The following is a 21,002-nucleotide window of genomic DNA, read 5'->3' as shown; positions in this document are numbered from 1 at the left end:
CCCTTTTTGTCAATCGTGCGAAGCGCGCGGGCGGAGAGTTTTATCCTCACAAACCTGCCCAGTTCGGGAACGAAAATTCTTTTGTTCTGAAGGTTGGGTATCTGACGCCTTCTGGTCTTGTTGTTCGCGTGCGAAACGTTGTTTCCCGAAAGCGGCCCCTTGCCCGTTATTGCACATCTGCGCGCCATTACTTGGTCTCCTTGTAGAGAACATGTTTTCTCACCACCGGGTCAAACTTCCTGATTTCAAGCCGGTCTTCGGTGTTCACCTTGTTTTTCTCGGTGTAGTAAATGTGGTGGCTCTCGGTGCTTTTTATCTTCACCATGAGTCTGTTTCCCTGTTTTCCCATCGTCTCACCCTTTCCCTTTCGGGAAGCGGCAATATAACAACAAAGCGGAAAAATTTCAACAAACCCGTTAACATAAGTTCCGTTATGCGCGTGTTTCCTGCTCTCATTGCCGCAGTGTGCCTGTTCGCCCCGGCGGTGTCCGCCTCGGCGGCGGCGGACACGGCGCAGTTTGCCGACTACTGGTATTCCGGCAAGGCGGAGATAACAAGTTACCGGCTCAGTCAGGCGCGCTACGGTCACAGCCACCCCGGATACGCCGTTCTCATCTTTGTTACCGAAGACCTTTCGCGCTCAAAGCAGGTCAAACTTGATGACCCGTCCCGCGCCGGAAGGGATGCCGTCAAGGTTCTCAAACTCAACCACATCAAAAAGTTCAACACGGGAATCTACAGGTATTCAACCATGTCATCGGTTTTCTCCCCCGTTGACGGGTCGGGCCCGCTCAAGGTTACGCTTTCGTCTCAGGAGTGGTGCGGGCATGTGTTTATGCAGCTCAATCGTGACGGAAGGCGCTACAAGGCGGAATCCTTCTCATACTTTGAAAGCGAGGGAGACCGCAGTTTCAGTTTGCCGGATGTGTTTCTTGAGGACGAGATATGGACGCGCGCGCGGCTTGACCCCGGCTCCCTGCCGACCGGCAGGATAAGGATAGTGCCGGGCCTTCTGATAACCCGCCTTCTTCACAACGAACCGGCTCCCGAACCGGCGGACGCTTCGGTTTCAAACCCGCGCGAGGGAATAACCAGATATTCGCTTGCCTTTCCGCGGACGCAGAGGGTCTTTGAGATGGATTTTGAGACGGCTTTTCCCCACCGGATAGTTTCGTGGCGCGAGGAGTATGAAAGCGGGCGGGGCGACGGCGCAAAGCGGATTGAGACGCTGGCGACAGTGAAAAAGAGCCTGCGCACGGACTACTGGGCGAGAAACAGCCCGCCCGACGCGGCGATGAGAAAACAGTTGGGCATAGAGCCCTGAGCGCAAAAGGGGAGCGGCCCCCGCCGCTCTCGCAAGCGGAGGCCGCTCCCGCTGTCCGCCCCGGTCAACCCACCTTTATCTTGAGAGACTTGGGCTCTTTGGCTTCGCTCTTCGGAACGGTGACGGTGAGGACGCCGTTTTTGCAGTCGGCGGTTATCCTCTTTTCGTCTGTGCCGTCCGGAAGGCGAAACGCCCGGGAAAACTTTCCGTGGCTTCTCTCCACCTTTACGAAGTTTTTCCCTTCCTCTTTTTCCTCAAACTTTCTCTCTCCGCTGACGGTCAGGACGTTGTCCTTCACCTCAAGAGAGAGCTCTTTTGAGTCAATTCCCGGAACTTCAAGGGCTATCTCAAATCCCTTGTCCGTCTCGGAGATGTCCGTTTTCGGAGCAAGAGGGGCCGCAAAGCGCGAACTCATGAGACCGCTGAGTTCCCCCTCAAACTCTTTGAGCATCCCGAAGGGCTCCCAGGGTGTTAATGCGTGATGTATTGTCATTTGCCGTTACCTCCTTTTGGCTGACTGTAAACCGAAGATAAAAACCGTTTTTGGCTCTTCAAGGGGTTTTTTGAATTTTTTTCAGTAAACTGTTCCCGATGACCGGAAAACAGGGAGGCATGCTGCTTGCGGAGACGCTTTACAAACTGGGCGTCCGGCGCGTCTTTACGCTTGGCGGAGGGCATATCAATCCGGTTTACAAGGCGTGTTCGCAGCTCGGCATCGCCCTTGTGGACACCCATCACGAGCAGGGAGCGGCAATGGCCGCAGACGCCCATGCGCGCGCCACCGGAGACCCGGCGGTGTGTCTTGTAACGGCGGGGCCGGGATTTACAAACACTCTGACGGGCATGGCGGTTTCCCGCCTTGCCAACTCGCCTCTTGTCGTCATTTCGGGCAGGTCGGGGATAGAGGAGAATGACCGCCTTTCGTTGCAGGAGATAGATCAGGAGGCGATGGCGCGTCCGGTGGCGAAATGGACCCGGACGGTTTATGAAACCGCGAGAATACCCCGCTATGTGACGGACGCGTGGCGGGCGGCGAAAACCGGCAGGCCCGGCCCCGTGTATTTGGGAATGTCGTATGAGGTTCTTTATCCGTTTTGCAGGAGCGGGGAGGTTGAAAAGCCTGATTTTTCGGAAGTTGAAAACCCTCCGCCTCCGGACGGGGCTGTCAGGGAGACGGCGGGAAAAATACGCGCCGCAAAAAGACCCGTTTTTATTGCGGGGAGCGGCGCGTATTATTCGGGCGCGGGCGGGGAGTTGTCCGAACTTGCAAAAACCGTCCGCGCTCCGGTTTTTACTCTGCATCTGGGCAGGGGAATTATTCCCGACTCCTCCCATTGGTGTTTCGGCCCCGCGAGCCCGTCATCGCCTTTCGGTTTTTCCGAGGCGACCGCGCGGGCTGATTTTATTCTGCTTGCCGGAGTTCGCGCGGGTGTTTTTATGGGGTTTGGAAAAACATTTAATAAAAAAGCGGCGGTGGCGCAGATAGATATTGAGCCAACGGAAATAGGCAGAAACATAGCGGTTGAAATACCGGTTGCCGCCGATGTCCGGGCGACTTTGAAAAAACTGAACCGGGAACTCAAAAAATCCCCGCCGGTTTTTGACCGGTGGACGGCGGAAGTGCAAAAAATCGCCGACAGAAAATCGCGGGCGTTTTTCTCCGAAAAAGCCGCTTCCACAAAGAGGGGGAAGATTCATCCGGTTTCCGTTGTGGAGGCGGTGGGCGGAATTGCCCCGAAGGGAACGGTTTTTGTTCCGGACGGCGGGGATTCTCAGGCGTGGACGGACGCGGCGTGCAGGGTGGAGACGCGGGGCGGATACATAAAGGGCGGACCCCTCGGTTGCATGGGCGTGGGGCTTCCGTTTGCGCTTGGAGTAAAGACGGCGCGTCCGCGCAGTCCGGTTGTTTTGATAACGGGGGACGGGGCGCTGGGAATGAATTTTATGGAGTTTGAGACGGCGGTGCGGCATAAACTGCCGGTGGTTATTGCGGTGTGCAATGACGGCTCATGGGGGATGACGAGAAATCAGATACGCATTACTTACGGGGAAAAAGCGCCGCTGGACGGCGTTATGCTTGGGGAGATGCCGTTTCACAGGATTGCCGAAGCCATGGGAGGGCACGGGGAGTTTGTTTCAGAGTTCGGGGAACTTGAGGGCGCGCTCAAAAGGGCTTTCAAGAGTAAAAAGCCCGCCGTTGTGAACATACGCACAGACCCGGACGCGATAAGCCCGGCGACTTACTTTATTACAGAGCCGATGAGGGAGAGGATGAAAAAGTGAGATTTGTAGTGTAGTATAGAGGGACGGATATGCCTGTATTCAAGATAAAGAACTCCAAACTGGAGCAAGTCAAGCAATCCCCGTTTTTGCTTGAGAGTGAGTTGCACAAACTTACGGAGAGCAATCTGGAAGAGATTTTTGGACTTGAGTTTGTGTCGTCTAAGTTCCGAGTAGGGAAATATGAAATTGACACTTTAGCCTTTGATGTTGATTCAAAATGTTTTGTGTTGATAGAGTACAAAAAAGGCAAAAATTTTAGTGTTATAGATCAAGGATACTCTTACCTTTCTTCCATTTTAGACAATAAAGCGGACTGTGTTTTGGAATACAATGAGAAGAAAAATGGTAGCCTGAAGAGAAAAGATATTGATTGGTCGCAATTGCGAGTTTTGTTTTTGGCAGAGTCTTTTACTAAATACCAGCAAGATGCAATCAATTTTAAAGATTTGCCAATTGAGCTTTGGAAAACAAAAAGGTATGAAAATCAGACAGTGTCTTACAGTAAGGTTGGTGTTTCAGATGTGAAGCAGTCTATAAGAGATGTTTCCAAAGATAAAACTATGGATAAAGTCAGCAAAGAAATCAAAGTGTATTCAATAGAAGATGTAATAGACCCTACATGGGAAAACACAAGACTTGTTTTTGATGAATTGAGAGAAAAGATTTTAAATGTTAGTCCTCAAATTAAAGAAAAAATCAATCAAATCTACATTGGCTATAAAATCGGCTCAAATCGACTGTGTTCAATTTTTCCTTTCAAATCCAAAATTGAATTGGTTCTGCACAGAGTCGAAGCAACTGAGTTGATGGATCCCGCTAATAGACTAGAAATTTATCCGGAGAAAGCTGGAAGAGGAAAGGTTTGTAAATACATCATTGATCTCTCCGACACGAAGTCCGCTAATTTTCAACACAATATAAACTTAGACTACGGAATGAGCTTGGTAATTCAGGTTTATAACAAATATTGGCCATAATATGATGCGCAACCCTTCAAGTCTTCAAAACCGCCAGAAACGCCTCTTGCGGTATTTCCACACTACCGACCTGTTTCATCCGTTTTTTCCCTTCTTTCTGTTTTTCAAGCAATTTCCTCTTTCTGGTAACATCCCCGCCGTAGCATTTTGAAGTTACATCCTTTCTCATTGCGCGGACTGTTTCCCTCGCAATAACCCGGCTTCCAATCGCCGCCTGTATCGCCACTTCATACAACTGGCGCGGAATCAACTCTTTTAATTTCTCAATCAAGTCTCTCCCCCGCTCATACGCCTTGTCTTTGTGGACTATCAGCGAAAGCGCGTCCACCGGGGCGCCGTTCACCAATATATCCAGACGGGTAAGGTTTGAAGCCTTGTATCCGGTCGGTTCGTAATCCATTGAAGCGTAGCCGCGCGAAACCGATTTCAGGCGGTCGTAAAAATCAAAGACCATTTCGGACAGAGGCAGGACATATTCAATTATCATGCGCTCGGGAGTTATGTATTTCATGTTCTTCTGAACCCCCCGCCGGTTTTCGCATAACTCTATAATCTGCCCCAGCACATTTGAAGGAGTATGGATTGAAACCAGAACAAACGGCTCTTCAACGGATATTCTTTTGTCTCCCATGGGGAAATCGGCGGGATTGTCTATGAATTTTTCATCGCCGGAGGCGTGAACGGTTTTATAAATGACGGTCGGGGCGGTCGTTATCAGTTCAAGGTCAAACTCTCTTTCAAGCCGCTCCCTTATTATCTCCATGTGAAGCAGCCCCAGAAATCCGCACCTGAACCCGAACCCCAGCGCGGCGGAGGTTTCCGGCTCATAAACAAAAGAGGAATCGTTCAGTATGAGTTTTTCAAGCGCCTCGCGCAGCCGCTCGTAATCCCCCGTGTTTGTGGGGTAAAGCCCACTGAAAACCATCGGCTTCATCACCTTGAAACCCTCAAGGGCGGCGGAAGCCGGTTTGCCCGCATCCGTTATGGTGTCTCCCACATGCGCCTCGTTTATCTCTTTAACGGCGGCGGTTACAAAACCCACCTCCCCAGTTCCGAGTTCTTCGGTGTTGCTCATGTTCGGCCTGAACACCCCCAGCCTTTTGACCTGATACTTTCTGCCCGTTGACATGAGCTGGACGGGCATCCCCTTGCGCAGTTTTCCCTCAAAAACCCTGACCAGCATTGCAACCCCCTCGTAGGAACTGAACCAACTGTCAAAAATAAGCGCCTTGAGCGGGTCGCCGCTTTTTTCCGCCGGAGGGGGGACTTTGTCCACTATTGCCTCAAGAATTTCCCGGACGCCCGTGCCGTCTTTTGCGCTCGCCCGCACCGCGCCGCCGGTGTCAATTCCCAGCACATCCTCAATTTCCTTCGCAACCCGTTCGGGGTCGGCGGAGGGGAGGTCTATTTTGTTTATCACCGGAATAATCTCAAGGCCTGAGTCCGCCGCCAGATAGGTGTGCGCCATCGTTTGCGCCTCAACGCCCTGAGACGCGTCAACCACCAGAAGAGCGCCCTCGCACGCCATCAGACTTCTGGAAACCTCGTAACTGAAATCAACATGCCCCGGCGTGTCTATCAGGTTCAGTTGGTAGGTCTGCCCGTCCGCCGCCGCATAATTTATTCTGACCGCCTGCGCCTTGATGGTAATTCCGCGCTCCCGCTCAAGCTCCATTTTGTCAAGAAACTGGTCTTTTTTTTCCCGTTCGCTTAACGTTCCGGTAAATTCAAGAAGGCGGTCGGCAAGCGTGGACTTGCCATGGTCCACATGGGCGATTATTGAAAAGTTTCTTATGTTTCCCGCGTCCATATTCCCGGACTAATCCCAAAGCGGGTTCATAACCAACCCGGAAAGAATTTTGGGATAAAAATAGGTTGTTTTCTGCGGCATTCTCACCCCGTCATCCGCCGCGTCCATTATGTCGGCAATGCGCGGTTTCGGCATTATGAAACACGCCGCGCCGCCGTCCGCTTCCGCAATGTCCAAAACCTCATCGCGGGATTTTGTGAAATGAATATCCGGCTCGCCGAGTTTCATTTCCTCTTTTATTATTTTTTCAATAACAATGTCCCGCAGGGTGAAAACGCCCATGCTTTTGTAGTTCCGCCAGCCGTCCGGCGGCGAAAAGACAATCGCTTTTTTCCCGCGCCCGTAAACAAACATAACCTCTTCGCCCCGCAGTTTTTCCCCGCCGCGCGGCGGGATTTCCCGGCAGTTGAAGCGGTTTTGCAGCGCGCCCGCGAGCGCCCCGGCGGGTTTTTCCCCGAAATTCCTTATCACTCTGTGGGTGGGCTCAACGATAAGCCCCTCGCTCTCGGCGCCGCACAGGAACATCATCACATATTCGCTGCCGCCTTCGCCCCCGCGCAGGTTTCTGTAGTTTATTGAGGTTTCATAGCGATGGTGGCCGTCCGCTATGAGAAGTTTTTTATCCGCCATTAAACCGGAAACGGCGGAAAGGGCGTCCGGGTCGCAAATTCTGCGAACGGTGTTTTTCACCCCGTCAAAATCCACTTCCGCCACGTGCTCGCCCCCGGCGGCTTCAAGGGTTTTTTCAACCGCCATTTGCGGGTCGGAGTAAACGCAGAAAACCTGGCTCATGTTCGCTTCGCACGCGCGGGTCAGTTTGAGCCGGTCATCCTTGTGTTTTTTGAAGGTCTGCTCATGGGCGAGGACAACGCCTTTTTCAAAATCCTCAATCCTCACCCGCGCGATAAAACCCTTTCTGGTGAACTTTTTCCCGCCGGACTCAAAATCCTGAAAATACGTGTAAACGGCGGGCTTTTCATCCATGGCAAGAATGTTTTTATCAAGCCAGTCCCTGAAGGTCCGCGCGGAGTCGGCGTAACGGCTCTCTCCGGGCTCTTTTGAAAGTATAAGCCGGACGCAGTTGTGGGGGTGTTTTTCGTAAAGCGCGCGCTGCATTTGCGGGTCAATCACATCATAGGGGGGCGCGACCACTTCGGAATGGCGGCCGGTGTATAAAATTCCCCGAAAACCTTTTACGACAGCCATTGTAAAAATTCGCTCAATTGTTCCGGACTGAGGTCGCCGCGGCGCAAAATTTCGGGCTTTTCTCCCGCAAGGCTCACTATCGCCGACCCCTCTGAAGGGGGAAGGTTACCGGAATCAACTATTAGTTCAACTTTTCCCCCGAAGACCCTCTCCGCGCCCTCTCCGTCCTTAACGACCGGTTCGCCGCTTATATTCGCGCTTGAAGATATGAGCGGCTCGTCAATCAACTCAAAAAGCCGCCGGACAAACTCCCCTCCCGACACCCTTGCGGCGGTGTGTCCGTCTTTTGAAGTTTCGGGCGGAAACGCGCCCGCTTCCCTCGGGCGCAAAACCAGTGTGAGCGGCAGGGGCAGCATCCTTTCATAGGCGGCCGCCTGTTTTTCCGTCAGGGTGAAGTGGCGCAAAAGCATCTCCATGTTTCTGACGAGGACGGAAAGCGGCTTGCCCGGCGGACGGCGCTTAATGTCCGAGGTTTTGCGCGCCGCCTCGCGGTTCAGCGCAAGCCCGCCTATGCCGTAGAGGGTTTCGGTGGGGCAGACAATTACCGCGCCCCCGCATACTGCCCGCGCCGCCTTTTCCGCGGCGGAGGGGTCGCCCGCTTTGATGACCTCGGTTTTAACGCTCATGGAACGGCCCTTAATCTAACGGGAAGAGCCGCCCGTTCAAACGCCGCTCTTTACCGGCATCCGGATTTTATATACGGTCTACCCCTGATGATTCGCAGAAGAACGGATGAGGGCTGGCTTCTGTTTGCTCAGGATGACCACGCCCGGCTTGCCGCGCAAGTGATGAAACTGTGGGGCGGCGGCGGGTTTTTCTTTCCGCAGAGTCCGGAAGACCTGCTGTTTGCGCTGTCCGAGCATGACTGCGGATGGAAAGAGCCGGACTCGCGCCCCGGCCTCAACGGCGCCGGAGAGCCGATGGATTTCACCGAGGTCGCCCCGCAGCCTCAAACGGAGATATGGCGGCGCTCGTTCGGCGCGCACTGCGGGGAGCGCCCCGTTGCGAGCGCGCTTATCGCCCTTCACTTCAACAGATTCAACAACCGGACCCTGTCAAAGCGCCCGAACCGGTGGTCTCTTTCCCTGAAGGATGAGATAGGGGAATTCGTGGAAAAAACATTGGGCGTCCGCCCGTGCGGTATTGCCCCGGAAACGACAAGACTGCTAAAACTTCTCCAAATCGGAGACGCCCTTTCTCTCGCGCTGTGTCATGCGTGGGGCAGGTTTGAGATTACGGACGCGCCCCTTGCGGACGGAGGGGCGGTGGATATAACCGTCCTTCTTGAGGAAGACGGCGGTTTTTCCGTGAGGCCGTGGCCGTTTTTACGCAGAGAGCCTCTGAACTTTGAGATATGTGTCCGGCAGACCGCCGGACACAACTTTAAGACCACCGGGCGGTTGATTGAGAGCATAAACTCCCGCCCGTCCGGAAGTGAAAATTTTTGTATTTCCCCGTGAGGGACGGCGAATGACAAAAAACCGGAACTGTTTCAGGCCCGGCTTTTTGTCTGTTGCCGCAGAGCGGTCAGCCGACCACGCCGTCTGTGCAGGCCTTGGAGATCTTAAACTTCACCACGTTTTTGGCGGCAATTTTTATGGACTCTCCGGTCGCGGGATTGCGTCCCATGCGGGCTTTGCGCTTAGCGACGGTGAACTTGCCGAGGCCCGGAAAGGTGAACCCTTCCTTTTTGTTCTTCTTTGTCTCTCTGTAGGTGAGCTGGACGAGTTCGTCAAGAATCTCTCCCGCCGCCTTCTTTGAAACGTCACACCTGTCTGCGATGTGAGAAGCGATGTCAGACTTTGTCATAGTGAACCTCCTGTTGACTATGGATTGATTTATGGCGCGATTGTATTACAAACAAAAATTGATTTCAACCTGTTTTATTGAGTGTAGACTAACAATCGCGGCTGCTTGCGCCGCCGCGCGCTCCGGGGCGTTCAATGACGGCAAAAAGAGATTTCACTCGGCAGTGGAGAAAATTCTTCTGGATAGCGGGGCTGTTTGTCGCGCTTGTCCTCCTCCTTTACATGAGGTTTGTCTTCTCAAGGCAGCCGGGCGGCGTTGTCCGCGGCCCCGTTCCGGTTCGCGCCGTGGCGGTGGTCAGCGAAGACATTGAACTGTTTGACTCGGTAACCGGAAGGGTTGAGGGGGAGCGAAGCGTCCGGGTTCTTTCCGGCGCGCAGGGATTTGTCGCCGAGATAAGAAAACAGCGCGGAGACGCCGTGGGCGGGGGCGAAGTCATTCTGGTTCTTGAAGACAGCCGCCGCGCCTATGACCTGAGGGAAACCGGGGGGCTTCTTTCCTCGGCAAAGTCGGAGTTTGAGGAGGCTCAAAGGAAATACGGGCAATACGGGCGGCTTTTTGAAAAGGGAGTTGTTTCTAAAGACGAACTGGACTCCGCCCGCAGCGCGCTTGAGAGCGCGGAGGCGCGCACGGACTCGCTTGAAGCCTCACACGCAAAGGCGCAGTGGTATTACGACCGCCTGAAAGTCCGCTCTCCCGTTGCTGGAACGGTGGTTGAGGTTATCCCCGATGAAGGGCAGGAGGTCGCCGGGGGCGAGGCGGTGGCCAGAGTGTCGGGCGGCGGCGGTGGCAGAGTGGTCGCAAGTGTTGACTCTTCCGTTGCCAAGAGGGCAAAGCGCGGCTCAAAGGCGGTGGTTGAATACAAAACGCCCGAAGGGACAACCCGCCATGCGGACGCGACCGTAACCGGCGTCAGCGCGGAAACCGACCCGGGCTCCACCACCTACTCGGTTGAGGTCTCCGTTGACGGCGACGCGTCTTTGTGGGCGGGGGAGTTTGTGAACATCAGAATACGTTCCGGTTTGCTTTCGGGGTTTACGCGCATTCCGATAGTCGCTCTTCTCTACGACAACAAGCGGCCGTTTGTGTTTGTCGCCTCGGACGGAAAGGCGAAAAGGGTTGACCTCGGCGGCGGAATTGTCCGTCTGGACTCCGAAACCTCGGCGGCTTCCGCCGCGCAGTTTCCTTCGGACTCCCTGATTGTGACGGAGGGGAACACCCGCCTCACGGACGGGAGGCCGGTGAAGATACTGAAAGACCGCTGATATGAATCTTATAGATTTTTCGGTGCGGAATCCCGTTTTCTCCAACCTGCTTATGGTTGGAGTGATAGTGTCGGGATTTCTGATTTATCTCTCCCTGCCCCTTGAGACCTTCCCCTCCATAGGGCTTGAAATAGTAACGGTGCGAACCTCCTACAAGGGCGCGTCCGCCGAAGATGTGGAGAGGCTGGTAACCGTTCCGATAGAGGAGGAAATAAACGACATTTCCGCCATAGACAAGGTGAGTTCCGTTTCCTCCGAGGGCTCTTCGGTAATAGTGATTGAACTGAGGGCGGGGGAAGACCCCGCCGAGGTTGCCGGCGACATAGACTCGCGCATATCAGCCATACGCTCGCAACTGCCCGAAGACGCCGAGACCCCGGTCATTAAAGAGTTTGAGCCCAATTTTCCGCTCATAAATGTTTCCATCGGCGGCCCGGTTGACCCCATGGTTCTGCGCTCCCACGCCCTCAAACTCAGAGACAACCTGCGGCTTGTAAAAGGGGTGGGCTCGCTTACCACTTCGGGCATGAGCGAGCCGGTTTTCTGGGTCAACATAGACCCCCTCAAACTGCGCCAGCACGGCCTTTCGGTGGATGATGTCCGCGCGGCGATACGGGAGAGAAACCTTGACCTTCCGGGCGGCAAGGTCAGGCAGGGCGAGTTTGACTACCTGATAAGGACAAAGGGCAAACTCCGCAACCGGGAGGACATAATGTCCGTTCCCCTGCGTGCGGGCGGCGGGCGGGTGCTTATAGGGCAGGTGGCGGAGGTTGTCCTCGGAACGGAGACCGAGGTTACTCGCTCAAGGATAAACGGCAGGCCCGCCATCTCGTTTCTCATCAACAAGCAGAAAAACGCCCATGCGGTCAAAACCGTTGAAAGGATAAACCGCGAGATAGAAAAGGCGCGCGCGGATTTCCCGGAGGGCGTGGAGGTGTTTGTTACCAGCGACAACTCCGTTTATGCCGAGAAACGTTTTGCCACCATGCTCAAGAGCGGCGCCATAGGGCTTGTTCTTGTGCTGATTGTGCTCGCGCTTTTTCTCAACCCCCGCGCCGCCGCCGTCAGCGCCGCGGGCATACCGGTTTCGTTTTTCGGCGCGCTGATACTGATGAAAATGGCGGGGCTCACGCTCAACCTGATATCCATGTTCGGGATGGTTCTGGTCATCGGCATTGTGGTTGATGATGCGGTGGTGGTGGTGGAAAACGTGCAGAGATACATCACCGCGGGCCTGTCTCCCGCGCGCGCCGCCATTGAGGGGACGCGCGAGGTGGCGGTTCCGGTTCTCGCGACCGTGTTCACAAATCTGGCCGCGTTCCTGCCGCTTCTTGTGGCGAGCGGCCTCATCGGCAAGTTTCTCTCAATAATCCCGCAAGTGGCAATCTTCGCGCTGACCGTCTCAATGGTGGAGGCGTTTATGATCATGCCCTCCCACTGCGCGGAGTATCTGCGCCCGGTTGCGCGCAAACGTTCGCGCAAGTGGGTGATGGCGCTCCGCTCGGCCTACATAAAGGGGCTTGCGTTCGCGCTCAGAAAGCGCTACCCGGTCATGGGGGTTACGTTTGCGGTGCTGTTTGTGTCCCTCGCCGTCGCCTCAAGAATGCCGGTGGTCATCTTCTATGTGCGCGACACGGTTGAATTCCTTGTGCGCGTCAGAATGCCCGCGCAGTCAAGCCTTGACTACACCGAGGCGGCGGTGAGACGGATTGAAGACATAACGCGCGAAGAAGTGCCGCCCCATGTGCTCAAAAACGTTCTTGCGGTTGTCGGTGTGGACTCCGCCGGGGGCGATGTAACCTCCACGGGAGACCATCTTGCCACCATAGTGGTTGAGTATGAGGACTATGAAAAACGTTCTGAAAACGGCAAGGAAATAATGAACCGGGTGAGGGACAGGGTGTCCGCCTCGGTCGCGTCCCCGTCCCTTACGGACTTCATAATTGACGTGGGCCCGCCCGTGGGCAAGCCGGTAAACGTGCGCATATCCGGCCCCGACACCGATGTCCTCAAAAACATATCGGCAAGAGTGGAGGACTTTCTCTCCGGCGTTTCCGGCGTTTCCGGCATCGGCGGCGACCTTGTGCTTGGAAAGGGCGAGGCAAGCCTCAGAGTGGATGAGAAAAAAGCGGCCGAATTCGGCCTCAGCACGGCGAAGGTGGCAAGGGAGGTCAAGGCGCTGGGAGACGGGCTTGAGGCCGCGCTCACACGCGTGGGCAAAGAGGAGGCGGCCGTAAAACTGAAATACAGGAGCCCGCCCTCGGACATATCCGCGCTGCTCAACTCGCACCAGATACGTTCCGCTCAGGGCGGCTGGGTTTCACTCGGCGACGTGGCGGACATCACCTCCGGCCGCTCGCTTCTGGATATCAGAAGGGTCAACTACGCCAGAACGGCGACCGTCTCCGCCGAGGTGGACCAGGCGGTTACCACATCAAACATAGTGAACTCCGGAGTGAGGGATTTTCTCTCCGGCATCATCGGCGACTACCCCGGATACTCGTTTGAGATGGGGGGCGAGGAGGAGGACTTTGCCGCCGCCCTTGCGGACATCATAAGCGCGTCCCTCATAGCGTTTATGCTCATATACATAATTCTCGCCTCCATACTCAACTCCTACACCCAGCCCATTATCATCATGAGCGTCATGCCGTTCGCGCTGGTCGGCGTTCTCATCGGGGTGTTGCTCAGAGTTGAGCCGTTCACCCTTCCTGCCATCATCGGCACGGTCGCGCTGATGGGAGTGGTCGTCAACGACAGCCTTGTCCTTATGGATTTTATAAACCGCAGAAGGCTCAGCATGAAACGTATTTACGCGGTCGCGGTCGGGGCGAAATACCGCTTCCGCCCCATAGTCATCACTTCGCTCACCACATTCGGCGGGCTTTCCACCCTTATGTATCAGACGCGCGGGGAGACCTCGTTTCTCGCCCCGATGGCGATAGCGCTGGGCTTCGGCCTGCTGTTTTCAACCGTGATTCTGCTGTTCATCATTCCGATGCTCTACATAATTCTTGATGATGTGAAACTGTTTCTCTCCCGTCTTTCCGCAGAAGAAATTTTAAGCAGGGCGCGCCGCGCGTTATCGCGCTGACGCCGACCGCGCCCGCGCCACCATCTCCGCCGCAAGAAGGGCGTCATCGTCCGGGTTGTCCACCCCGAAACTGAATCTGATGCTTGAGGCGGCGTCAGCGCGGGAAAGCCCCATGGCCGTCAGCACATAGGAGGGGGACGGGTCAAACGCCGTGCACGCCGACCCCTGCGAGCACCGGAGCCCCAGAGAGTCAAGAACCGCCGTCATCTTCGCGCCGTCCGCGCCCCGGAAGGCAATGCTGGCTGTGTTGGGGGCTCTGTTTGCGCCCGCGCCGTTTACGGTTGCGCCCGGAACCGTCTCAAGCACTTTTTCCTCAAATGCGTCCCTCATGGCCCTTGTCCGCTCCATGTCCGCCGCGGCGGTTTTTCCCCTCGTCCTCGCCGCCGCGCCCATGCCCGCTATTCCCGCCACGTTTTCAGTTCCGGGTCTGAAGCCGCCCTCCTGAAATCCTCCGAACATCATCTGGCTCAGTCCCAGCCGGTCTTTTGCCGCAATCGCCCCGCACCCCTGGGGCGCGTTGAACTTGTGGCCGGTGAAGGTTACGAAATCCGCTCCCAGAGCCGCCGTGTCAACCGGTATCTTTCCGGGGGTCTGGGCCGCGTCCGTGTGGAAAGCCGCGCCGCTTTTGCGGCACATCTCCGCCACAAGGGCCGTGTCCTGAATTACGCCGGTTTCGTTGTTTACCCACTGCACGGAAACCATGTCCGCGCCCGCCGCTATCTGTTTTTCAAGTTCCTCCATGTCCACGACCCCCGACCCGTCCACGCCGACCCGCACGACCTCCGCGCCGGTAATCTCAAGGCGCGAGCACATCTTCAGCACGGACGAGTGCTCAACCGAGGTGGTTACCACCCGCGCCCGCCCGCCTGCGGCGGACAGAAGCGCCATGTTGTTTGCCTCTGTGCCGGAACTTGTGAATATCAGCCCTTCGGGGTCGGCTCCGACAAAGGAGGCCACATCGCGCCTTGAACTCTCTATAATCTCCCGCGCCACCCTCCCCGCGCCGTGCGGACTTGAGGGATTGCCCGCCCGCCCGAGGGCTTCGGCCACAGCCGCGACAACCTCCGGCAGAGGCCGGGAGGAGGCGTTGTTGTCAAGGTATATTTCTCTCATCCCTTTATATTTGTCCTTAAAAATGCTACCATTAAAAAGTATTCTTTTTAGGAGGCTTGTTTCAATGCGCAGATTTCTTTGCTTCTTCAGGGTTGTTGCGGCGGTTGCCGTAGTCGCTCTGCTCGGTGCCTGTTCGGCGCCCAGGTTGCCGTTTATCGGGGAAAAGGAAAAGAGTGTCAAGGGGTTTACACCACTTACCTCGTCGGGGCTTTCAACCACCAAAGACCTCCGTGCGGATGTTGTAAAACTGCTTATGGACGGAAATGATGTTGAAAGGCTCAGGAAGGCGATAAAAGATCTCAATCAGGGTTCCGAGTTAAACTGGACCAACGGTAACTCGGGCAACCTGTTCACCGTCCGGGCGATTGAGCCCCGGCCCGAACCCGGCCCGGAGCAGTCCCGCAAGGTGGTGGTGTGGGGAAGGAAAAGGGGAAGCGACTCCACGATGGTGATGACCTACCGCTACCGTTACAACTACCGCCGCTGACGCCGCCCGCATAATTGTCTTTACGGCAGGTTGTTTTTTCGGCCCTTGAGGGGATTCCCGAAGTCGCCCCCGGCGACTGCGTGGCGTCTTTGATATCCGGCGCGCTCAAGCGTCACGGCCTCAAGGCGCGGGAGGGGGACGCCCTTGTGGTCGCCCAGAAGATAGTTTCCAAGGCGGAGGGGCGCGTGGTTGACCTCCGCGAGGTTGAGCCGTCCGCCCGCGCTCTTGAGATTGCGGCGGAGGTTGAAAAAGACCCGCGCCTTGTTGAGGTGATACTGCGCGAGAGTGTAAGGGTGGTCCGCAAGGGAATGGTGTCCGCCGGCAAGGGCCGCATCATTGCGGAGACCCGTTCGGGGATGATTATGGCAAACGCGGGGGTTGACCTTTCAAACACCGGCGCGGACGATTTGGCGGTTCTTCTGCCCGTTTCCGCGGACGCCTCGGCGGACGCCATACGGGAGAAACTCGGTCGGCTGTGCGGGTCGGGGGCGGCGGTCATAATTACGGACACCGCCGGAAGGCCGTGGCGCGAGGGGCTTGTTGACATAGCGATAGGGTGTTCGGGAATGAAGGCGCTGTCGGACTACAGGGGGACGGGCGACATGCGCGGGGCGGAACTTGTAGCCACGGAGATGGCGGTCGCAGACCAGATAGCCGCGGGCGCGGGAATACTGATGAGGAAGGATTCGGGCAGTCCGGTTGTTCTTGCAAAGGGCGCGGGCTTTGAGCCCGGCGGGACGGGGGCGGCGGCGCTTATAAGAAAACGCGCGGAAGACCTCTTCCGTTAGAGGGTGGAACATGCCTCCGGTTTATCTGGACTACAACGCCACATCCCCGGTTGACCCGCGCGCGGCGGCGGAAATGAAGCCGTTTTTCACGGGAATGTTCGGCAATCCGTCAAGCGTTCACTCCCACGGACGGGACGCGCGGGCGGCGGTTGACCTCGCCCGCGAAAGGGTGGCGCGTTTTTTAGGCGCGCCGCCGTCCGGGATTTTTTTCACAAGCGGCGGCAGTGAGGGCAACAACTTTGCCGTCAAGGGCGCGGCGCTCCTGCGCCCCGGCAGACGGCATGTGGTAACCACCGCCGTTGAGCATTCCTCGTGCCGGGAGAGTTTTGAGTTTCTTGAGCGCGCGGGTTTTCGCCTGACGCGCCTTCCCGTTGACAAAAGCGGGCTTCCCGACCTCGCCGCCCTTGAGGATTGCGTAAGCGATGAGACCGCCCTTGTCTCGTGCATGCACGCCAACAACGAGACCGGCGTCATTATGCCGATTGAGCGCGCGGGGGAAATAGCGGCGCGGTTCGGCGCGCTTTTCCATACGGACATCACGCAGAGCGCGGGCAGGATTCCGGTTGACCTTTCGCGCCTTCCGGTTGACCTTGCGACCGTGTCGTCCCACAAATTGTGCGGGCCCAAGGGCGCGGGCGCGGTTTTCGTAAAAAAGGGGGTTTCGCCGGAGCCGCTTATTCACGGCGGCGGGCAGGAGAGGGGAAAGAGAAGCGGCACGGAGAACACCGCCGCGATAGCCGGTTTTGGCATGGCGTGCGAAATTGCCGCGGATGAGTTTCATGCGGACATGGAAAGAGCCGCCGCCCTGCGGGACGATTTTGAGCGGTTTGTCCTCACCGAGATAAAGGGAAGTTGGGTAAACGGAGCCGCCGCGCCGAGGGTGGCAAACACATCAAACTTCGCCGTAGACGGCGCGGACGGCGAGTCGCTCGTCATCGCCCTTGACATTGAGGGCGTCTGCGTCTCAAACGGCTCCGCCTGTTCAGAGGGCAACGTTGACCCGTCCGCCGTTCTGCTCGCGATGGGGCTTTCGGAGAGCCGCGTCCGCTCATCCCTTCGCGTCAGCATGGGAAGGTTCACAACGGCGTCCGATGTTGAGACGCTCAAAAAAGCGCTCCGCAAAGTTCTGCAAACAGCAAAAGACGCGCGCGTTTGACATTCCAAGCAAAAGGGAAACATTTGAGAAAGTTTTTCAGGAGGATTTTGACATGAAAAAACTTTCCATAGCGGTTGTTCTGACCGCTTGTTTACTTGCTGGCGGATGCGCGTCGCAGACTTTTCACGTGAACAGAGGGGGCGCAATTCTGAGAAAACAGGAAATGCACTCTTTCTTCATAGGCGGAATTGGACAGAGGCAGGACCGCAATGCCGACAGAGTGTGCGGCGGAGCGGATAAGGTGTCCAAGGTTGAGACATACTGGAACTTCGGGCATTACCTGATTGGCGCTGTGACGTTTGGGATTTACACTCCGAGAGGAGCGAAAATCTACTGCACCGAATAGAGAGACCGCCTTTCAGGGAAACAGCGGGGGCGCGGTGAGACCTTCGGCTTCATCAAGTCCCAGCATCAGGTTCATGTTCTGAACCGCCTGTCCGGACGCGCCTTTGACAAGGTTGTCAATGGCGGTCATCACGGTGGCCGCCGCTCCGTCCCGCGACACGGCGACCCCGATGTCGCAGTAGTTTGAGCCGCGCACACCGGCGGTTGACGGACACGCGCCTTCGGGCAATACCCTGACAAACGCCGCATCCGCATAAAACTCCCGCGCTATGGCGAGCAGTTTTTGCGCGTCCGTTTTTCGCTTGAGCGGCAGGTATGCGGTCGTGAGTATGCCCCTGTCCATCGGTAGCAGGTGTGGCGTGAAATCCGCCGTTATTTTTGAAAGGTTTTCCTCAATCTCCGGTATGTGCCGGTGTGAATTGGGGCTGTAGGGCCTTGCCGCCTCGTTGACCTCGCCGAACACCGTTTCCTGCGCGGGAGCGCGCCCCGCCCCGCTTGCTCCCGATTTGGAATCCACCGCCACGCGACCGCCCTTTACCATTTCCGCAAACGGCAGGAGCGCAAGAAGCGCGCCGGTCGCATAGCATCCGGGGTTTGCCACAAGCCGGGCTTTGCTTATCCGTTTGCCGTAAACCTCGGGCAGTCCGTAGACCGCCTCCCTTATCAACTCCTGCGCGGGATGTTTGCCATACCAGCGCCCGTAGTTCGCGCTTGTGAGCCGGAAATCCGCCCCGAGGTCTATGACCCGCGCGCCTTTTTTCAGAAGCCGCCGCATAATGCGGGACGACCGCCCGTGCGGAAGCGCGCAGAAGATAACATCCGCATCACCCGGCAGAAGGGAGAGGTTCTGCCCGCTCAGCTTTATGTCCGCAATACCGCGCAGATGAGGGAAAACATCGGACGCCTTTTTGCCCGCGTTGCTGGCCGCGCCCGCCCAGACAACCTTTGCAAACCGGTGCCCGGAAAGGATGCGCAACAACTCGCCGCCCGTGTATCCGCTCGCGCCGAAAACGGCGACTTTTGCAACCTTTTTTCCCGTCTCCATTGAATAAATATCCTACACTAACGGCGGCAAAGTTAGAAGCGCGCCCGCCCGTTATTGCGCCCGCGCCCCGCGGGTGATAAGATTTAACCCTCTCTACCGGAAAACCATGAATACCAAAGTCGGAATAAACGGATTCGGCAGGATAGGGCGCGGAGTTTTGAGGGCTGGTCTCAAACACGGGAGCCTTGATTTTGTCGCCGTAAACGACATCACAAGCCCCGCCGTGCTTGCCCATCTTTTCAAATACGATTCCGTTTTCGGCGTGTATCCGGGGAAGGTCAAAGCCGCTGCGGGCGGCATTGAGATTGACGGAAACCTCATAAGGACATACTCGGAGAGAGACCCCTCGTCCATCGGCTGGGCGGAAAGCGGGGTCGGAATAGTGGTTGAGTCAACGGGCGTTTTCCGCTCGCGCGCCGAAGCCTCGGCACATCTGGGCGGCACGGTTAAAAAGGTTGTCATCACCGCGCCCGCAAAAGGCGGGGTTGACCTCACGGCGGTTCTCGGCGTCAACGGGGATTCATACGACCCCGCCGCTCACGATGTGGTTTCAAACGCTTCATGCACCACAAACTGCTTCAGCATGCTGGTCAAAGTGCTTCACGAAAAGTTCGGCGTCAGAAGGGGCGAGATGACCACGGTGCACTCATACACCAGCGACCAGCGCATACACGACGCGCCGCATTCGGACCTCCGGCGCGCGCGGGCGGCGGGTCTTTCCATAATTCCCACCTCAACGGGCGCGGCGGAGGTTATACAGGAAGTCTTCCCCGAACTCAGGGGCAAACTGTCCGCAATGGCGGTCAGAGTGCCCACCCCCAATGTGTCGCTTGTTGACTTCTCGTGCGAAGTGGGCGCGGAGACGTCCCCCGATGAGGTTAACGCGGCTTTCAAAGAGGCGGCGCAGGGGCGGCTTAAGGGGCTGGTCGGCTATCTGGAGGATGAACTTGTGTCCACAGACCTTGTGGGCAGCCCGTATTCCGCCGCGTTTGACCCCTACCTTACCTCCGTTACTGACGGCAATCTTGTCAAGGTCATCGCCTGGTATGACAACGAATACGGTTACTCGTCCCGTGTTGTTGACCTTGTATCATTTATGGCGGAGCGCGGAATTTGAAATCAAAAATGGTCCTTTCCGACCTCTCCGATGCGGAGATAAAAGGCAAAAGATTTTTCCTCCGGGTGGACTTCAACGTCCCGCTCAAGGGCGGAAAAATAAGCGAGGACTACCGCATAAGGCGCTCCCTGCCCACCATTGACTACATCATCGCGCGCGGCGGCAAAATCATTCTCGCCTCCCATCTGGGGCGTCCCGCGGGGCGGCGTTCTCAGAATCTTTCCCTGAGGCCGGTGGCGGAGCGTCTCAGTGAACTTCTCGGCAAAAAGGTGAAATTCTCCGGCGAGGTTGTCGGCGCGGAGGTCAAAAAACAGGCGGACACACTGGGCGAGGGCGAGGTTATTCTTCTTGAAAATCTGCGCTTTCATCCCGGCGAGAGAGTCTGCGACCCGGAGTTTTGCGCCGAACTTGCCGGGCTTGCGGACATCTATGTCAACGATGCGTTCGGCACGGCGCACCGCAAGCACGCCTCAACATACGGGCTGGGCGGGTGTTTCAAGAAAAAACTCGCGGGCTTTGTCGTGGACAGGGAGATAACCTTTTTCAACCAACTGCTTGAAAATCCCGAAAGCCCCTACCTTGTCATTGTGGGCGGCGCGAAGATAAGGGACAAGATAAAGGCGCTTGAAAACCTGCTTCAAAAGGCCGACCAGTTTCTCGTGGGCGGCGGCGTTGCCTACACGTTTCTCAAGGCGAGCGGCGTGTGTGTTGGGCAGTCAATGGTTGAGGATGAGATGCTCGGTTGGGCGCGGCGGGCGCTTGAGGACTTCGGCGGCAAGATCGTTCTTCCGCGCGACCATGTTGTGGCCGAGGCGACGGACACAACCAAAAACGCCATCATTGTTGAGGGCGACATACCGGAGCACATGAGGGGTTTTGACATCGGGCCGCAGACCATTGTTGATTTCACGGGGCACATAAAGGACAAGAAAACCATATTCTGGAACGGCCCGATGGGCGTGTTTGAGTTTGACGAGTTTTCAAACGGCACAACTCAGGTGGCGCGCGCGATGGCGCTTGCCACATGGCGCGGGGCGACCACCGTGGTGGGCGGCGGCGAGAGCATAGCCGCGATGCGCAAGGCCGAGGTTCTCGGCTCTGAAATGAAGCATGTCTCCACCGGCGGCGGCGCGTCCCTCCAGTTCATGGGCGGCGAAGGGCTGCCGGGGATTTCCATTCTGGATGA

At 56.6% G+C, this 21,002-nt stretch carries 21 protein-coding genes; 12 read left to right on the top strand and 9 right to left on the bottom strand.

All coding sequences use genetic code 11. From position 1 onward, the window contains the following. Both rpmB and rpmG read right to left on the bottom strand, forming a co-directional pair. On the bottom strand, window positions 1–188 hold a 188-nt coding region (gene rpmB / locus OXF42_03245; GenBank protein MCY4047110.1), incomplete at its 3' end, for a 50S ribosomal protein L28. Then, window positions 188–349, bottom strand: coding sequence for a 50S ribosomal protein L33 (gene rpmG, locus OXF42_03240; GenBank protein ID MCY4047109.1), 162 nt, complete (start codon window positions 347–349; stop codon window positions 188–190). The genes rpmB and rpmG, both read right to left, overlap by 1 nt. An 84-nt stretch (window positions 350–433) precedes the next feature. Between rpmG and OXF42_03235 the strand changes: the two genes are divergently transcribed. Further along, window positions 434–1,324: a hypothetical protein gene (locus tag OXF42_03235; GenBank protein MCY4047108.1), complete on the top strand. Its 891-nt coding sequence runs from the start codon at window positions 434–436 to the stop codon at window positions 1,322–1,324. A gap of 64 nt (window positions 1,325–1,388) precedes the next feature. Here OXF42_03235 and OXF42_03230 read toward each other — a convergent pair whose 3' ends face one another. Continuing rightward, window positions 1,389–1,817, bottom strand: coding sequence for an Hsp20/alpha crystallin family protein (locus OXF42_03230; protein ID MCY4047107.1), 429 nt, complete (start codon window positions 1,815–1,817; stop codon window positions 1,389–1,391). A 98-nt stretch (window positions 1,818–1,915) separates the two neighbouring features. Here OXF42_03230 and OXF42_03225 point away from each other — a divergent pair, with 98 nt between their 5' ends. Both OXF42_03225 and OXF42_03220 read left to right on the top strand, forming a co-directional pair. Continuing rightward, window positions 1,916–3,607, top strand: a complete 1,692-nt coding sequence (locus OXF42_03225; GenBank protein ID MCY4047106.1) for a thiamine pyrophosphate-binding protein — start codon at window positions 1,916–1,918, stop codon at window positions 3,605–3,607. A 29-nt stretch (window positions 3,608–3,636) separates the two neighbouring features. Further along, on the top strand, window positions 3,637–4,584 hold the full coding sequence (locus OXF42_03220; GenBank protein MCY4047105.1) for a hypothetical protein: 948 nt from the start codon (window positions 3,637–3,639) through the stop codon (window positions 4,582–4,584). 16 nt (window positions 4,585–4,600) lie between these two features. Here the strand turns inward: OXF42_03220 and lepA are convergent, their stop codons facing one another. Genes lepA through OXF42_03205 form a run of 3 tightly spaced genes read right to left on the bottom strand, consistent with a single transcriptional unit; the run spans window position 4,601 to window position 8,226 of the window. Beyond that, window positions 4,601–6,394 carry a translation elongation factor 4 gene (gene lepA / locus OXF42_03215; GenBank protein MCY4047104.1) on the bottom strand — a complete coding sequence of 598 codons (1,794 nt, stop codon included), beginning with the start codon at window positions 6,392–6,394 and terminating at the stop codon, window positions 4,601–4,603. Between the two features lie 9 nt (window positions 6,395–6,403). Next, complete coding sequence (locus tag OXF42_03210) at window positions 6,404–7,600, bottom strand: DUF1015 domain-containing protein (protein MCY4047103.1); 1,197 nt, start codon at window positions 7,598–7,600, stop codon at window positions 6,404–6,406. Beyond that, window positions 7,588–8,226, bottom strand: a complete 639-nt coding sequence (locus tag OXF42_03205; GenBank protein ID MCY4047102.1) for an L-threonylcarbamoyladenylate synthase — start codon at window positions 8,224–8,226, stop codon at window positions 7,588–7,590. The genes OXF42_03210 and OXF42_03205 overlap by 13 nt, the downstream gene beginning before the upstream one ends. Window positions 8,227–8,313: 87 nt before the next feature. On the opposite strand from OXF42_03205, the gene OXF42_03200 reads away from it, so the two are divergent. Continuing rightward, window positions 8,314–9,060 carry a DUF3891 family protein gene (locus tag OXF42_03200; protein ID MCY4047101.1) on the top strand — a complete coding sequence of 249 codons (747 nt, stop codon included), beginning with the start codon at window positions 8,314–8,316 and terminating at the stop codon, window positions 9,058–9,060. 67 nt (window positions 9,061–9,127) lie between these two features. Here the strand turns inward: OXF42_03200 and OXF42_03195 are convergent, their stop codons facing one another. After that, window positions 9,128–9,409 (bottom strand): HU family DNA-binding protein, encoded by a 282-nt coding sequence (locus tag OXF42_03195; GenBank protein ID MCY4047100.1) that lies wholly within the window; start codon window positions 9,407–9,409, stop codon window positions 9,128–9,130. Window positions 9,410–9,543: 134 nt separating this feature from the next. On the opposite strand from OXF42_03195, the gene OXF42_03190 reads away from it, so the two are divergent. After that, entirely contained in the window at window positions 9,544–10,671 is a 1,128-nt protein-coding gene (locus OXF42_03190; protein MCY4047099.1) for an efflux RND transporter periplasmic adaptor subunit, read from the top strand. Window position 10,672: 1 nt separating this feature from the next. Next, the gene (locus OXF42_03185) at window positions 10,673–13,765 is read left to right on the top strand and encodes an efflux RND transporter permease subunit (protein ID MCY4047098.1); all 3,093 of its coding nucleotides are present in this window, start codon (window positions 10,673–10,675) and stop codon (window positions 13,763–13,765) included. On the opposite strand, the gene OXF42_03180 is transcribed toward OXF42_03185, so the two are convergent. Next, on the bottom strand, window positions 13,754–14,878 hold the full coding sequence (locus OXF42_03180) for a cysteine desulfurase family protein (GenBank protein ID MCY4047097.1): 1,125 nt from the start codon (window positions 14,876–14,878) through the stop codon (window positions 13,754–13,756). The two genes, OXF42_03185 and OXF42_03180, sit on opposite strands and share 12 nt — an antisense overlap. Before the next feature lie 64 nt (window positions 14,879–14,942). On the opposite strand from OXF42_03180, the gene OXF42_03175 reads away from it, so the two are divergent. From OXF42_03175 to OXF42_03160, 4 genes are read left to right on the top strand one after another with little or no spacing between them, the layout of a single operon-like run. Beyond that, complete coding sequence (locus OXF42_03175) at window positions 14,943–15,365, top strand: hypothetical protein (protein ID MCY4047096.1); 423 nt, start codon at window positions 14,943–14,945, stop codon at window positions 15,363–15,365. Window positions 15,366–15,379: 14 nt separating this feature from the next. Continuing rightward, window positions 15,380–16,153 carry a coenzyme F420-0:L-glutamate ligase gene (gene cofE, locus OXF42_03170; protein MCY4047095.1) on the top strand — a complete coding sequence of 258 codons (774 nt, stop codon included), beginning with the start codon at window positions 15,380–15,382 and terminating at the stop codon, window positions 16,151–16,153. 10 nt (window positions 16,154–16,163) lie between these two features. Next, window positions 16,164–17,309, top strand: a complete 1,146-nt coding sequence (locus OXF42_03165; protein ID MCY4047094.1) for a cysteine desulfurase family protein — start codon at window positions 16,164–16,166, stop codon at window positions 17,307–17,309. Window positions 17,310–17,361: 52 nt separating this feature from the next. Further along, window positions 17,362–17,655: a Bor family protein gene (locus OXF42_03160; protein ID MCY4047093.1), complete on the top strand. Its 294-nt coding sequence runs from the start codon at window positions 17,362–17,364 to the stop codon at window positions 17,653–17,655. A 12-nt stretch (window positions 17,656–17,667) separates the two neighbouring features. On the opposite strand, the gene argC is transcribed toward OXF42_03160, so the two are convergent. After that, window positions 17,668–18,699: an N-acetyl-gamma-glutamyl-phosphate reductase gene (gene argC / locus OXF42_03155; protein ID MCY4047092.1), complete on the bottom strand. Its 1,032-nt coding sequence runs from the start codon at window positions 18,697–18,699 to the stop codon at window positions 17,668–17,670. A 106-nt stretch (window positions 18,700–18,805) separates the two neighbouring features. Between argC and gap the strand changes: the two genes are divergently transcribed. Further along, the gene (gene gap / locus OXF42_03150) at window positions 18,806–19,816 is read left to right on the top strand and encodes a type I glyceraldehyde-3-phosphate dehydrogenase (protein MCY4047091.1); all 1,011 of its coding nucleotides are present in this window, start codon (window positions 18,806–18,808) and stop codon (window positions 19,814–19,816) included. Between the two features lie 8 nt (window positions 19,817–19,824). Beyond that, on the top strand, window positions 19,825–21,002 hold a 1,178-nt coding region (locus OXF42_03145), incomplete at its 3' end, for a phosphoglycerate kinase (protein ID MCY4047090.1).

It is taken from the genome of Candidatus Dadabacteria bacterium (assembly GCA_026708565.1).
In the GTDB taxonomy this organism is placed as follows: Bacteria; Desulfobacterota_D; UBA1144; order Nemesobacterales; family Mycalebacteriaceae; genus Mycalebacterium.
This window is presented reverse-complemented; position numbering and strand designations above follow the sequence as displayed.

Bases quoted from the DNA above. Each gene is read 5' to 3' on its own strand.
- rpmG (MCY4047109.1), bottom strand. From the start codon at position 349: ATGGGAAAACAGGGAAACAGACTCATGGTGAAGATAAAAAGCACCGAG.
- OXF42_03235 (MCY4047108.1), top strand. From the start codon at position 434: ATGCGCGTGTTTCCTGCTCTCATTGCCGCAGTGTGCCTGTTCGCCCCG.
- OXF42_03230 (MCY4047107.1), bottom strand. From the start codon at position 1,817: ATGACAATACATCACGCATTAACACCCTGGGAGCCCTTCGGGATGCTC.
- OXF42_03225 (MCY4047106.1), top strand. From the start codon at position 1,916: ATGACCGGAAAACAGGGAGGCATGCTGCTTGCGGAGACGCTTTACAAA.
- OXF42_03220 (MCY4047105.1), top strand. From the start codon at position 3,637: ATGCCTGTATTCAAGATAAAGAACTCCAAACTGGAGCAAGTCAAGCAA.
- lepA (MCY4047104.1), bottom strand. From the start codon at position 6,394: ATGGACGCGGGAAACATAAGAAACTTTTCAATAATCGCCCATGTGGAC.
- OXF42_03210 (MCY4047103.1), bottom strand. From the start codon at position 7,600: ATGGCTGTCGTAAAAGGTTTTCGGGGAATTTTATACACCGGCCGCCAT.
- OXF42_03205 (MCY4047102.1), bottom strand. From the start codon at position 8,226: ATGAGCGTTAAAACCGAGGTCATCAAAGCGGGCGACCCCTCCGCCGCG.
- OXF42_03200 (MCY4047101.1), top strand. From the start codon at position 8,314: ATGATTCGCAGAAGAACGGATGAGGGCTGGCTTCTGTTTGCTCAGGAT.
- OXF42_03195 (MCY4047100.1), bottom strand. From the start codon at position 9,409: ATGACAAAGTCTGACATCGCTTCTCACATCGCAGACAGGTGTGACGTT.
- OXF42_03190 (MCY4047099.1), top strand. From the start codon at position 9,544: ATGACGGCAAAAAGAGATTTCACTCGGCAGTGGAGAAAATTCTTCTGG.
- OXF42_03185 (MCY4047098.1), top strand. From the start codon at position 10,673: ATGAATCTTATAGATTTTTCGGTGCGGAATCCCGTTTTCTCCAACCTG.
- OXF42_03180 (MCY4047097.1), bottom strand. From the start codon at position 14,878: ATGAGAGAAATATACCTTGACAACAACGCCTCCTCCCGGCCTCTGCCG.
- OXF42_03175 (MCY4047096.1), top strand. From the start codon at position 14,943: ATGCGCAGATTTCTTTGCTTCTTCAGGGTTGTTGCGGCGGTTGCCGTA.
- OXF42_03165 (MCY4047094.1), top strand. From the start codon at position 16,164: ATGCCTCCGGTTTATCTGGACTACAACGCCACATCCCCGGTTGACCCG.
- OXF42_03160 (MCY4047093.1), top strand. From the start codon at position 17,362: ATGAAAAAACTTTCCATAGCGGTTGTTCTGACCGCTTGTTTACTTGCT.
- argC (MCY4047092.1), bottom strand. From the start codon at position 18,699: ATGGAGACGGGAAAAAAGGTTGCAAAAGTCGCCGTTTTCGGCGCGAGC.
- gap (MCY4047091.1), top strand. From the start codon at position 18,806: ATGAATACCAAAGTCGGAATAAACGGATTCGGCAGGATAGGGCGCGGA.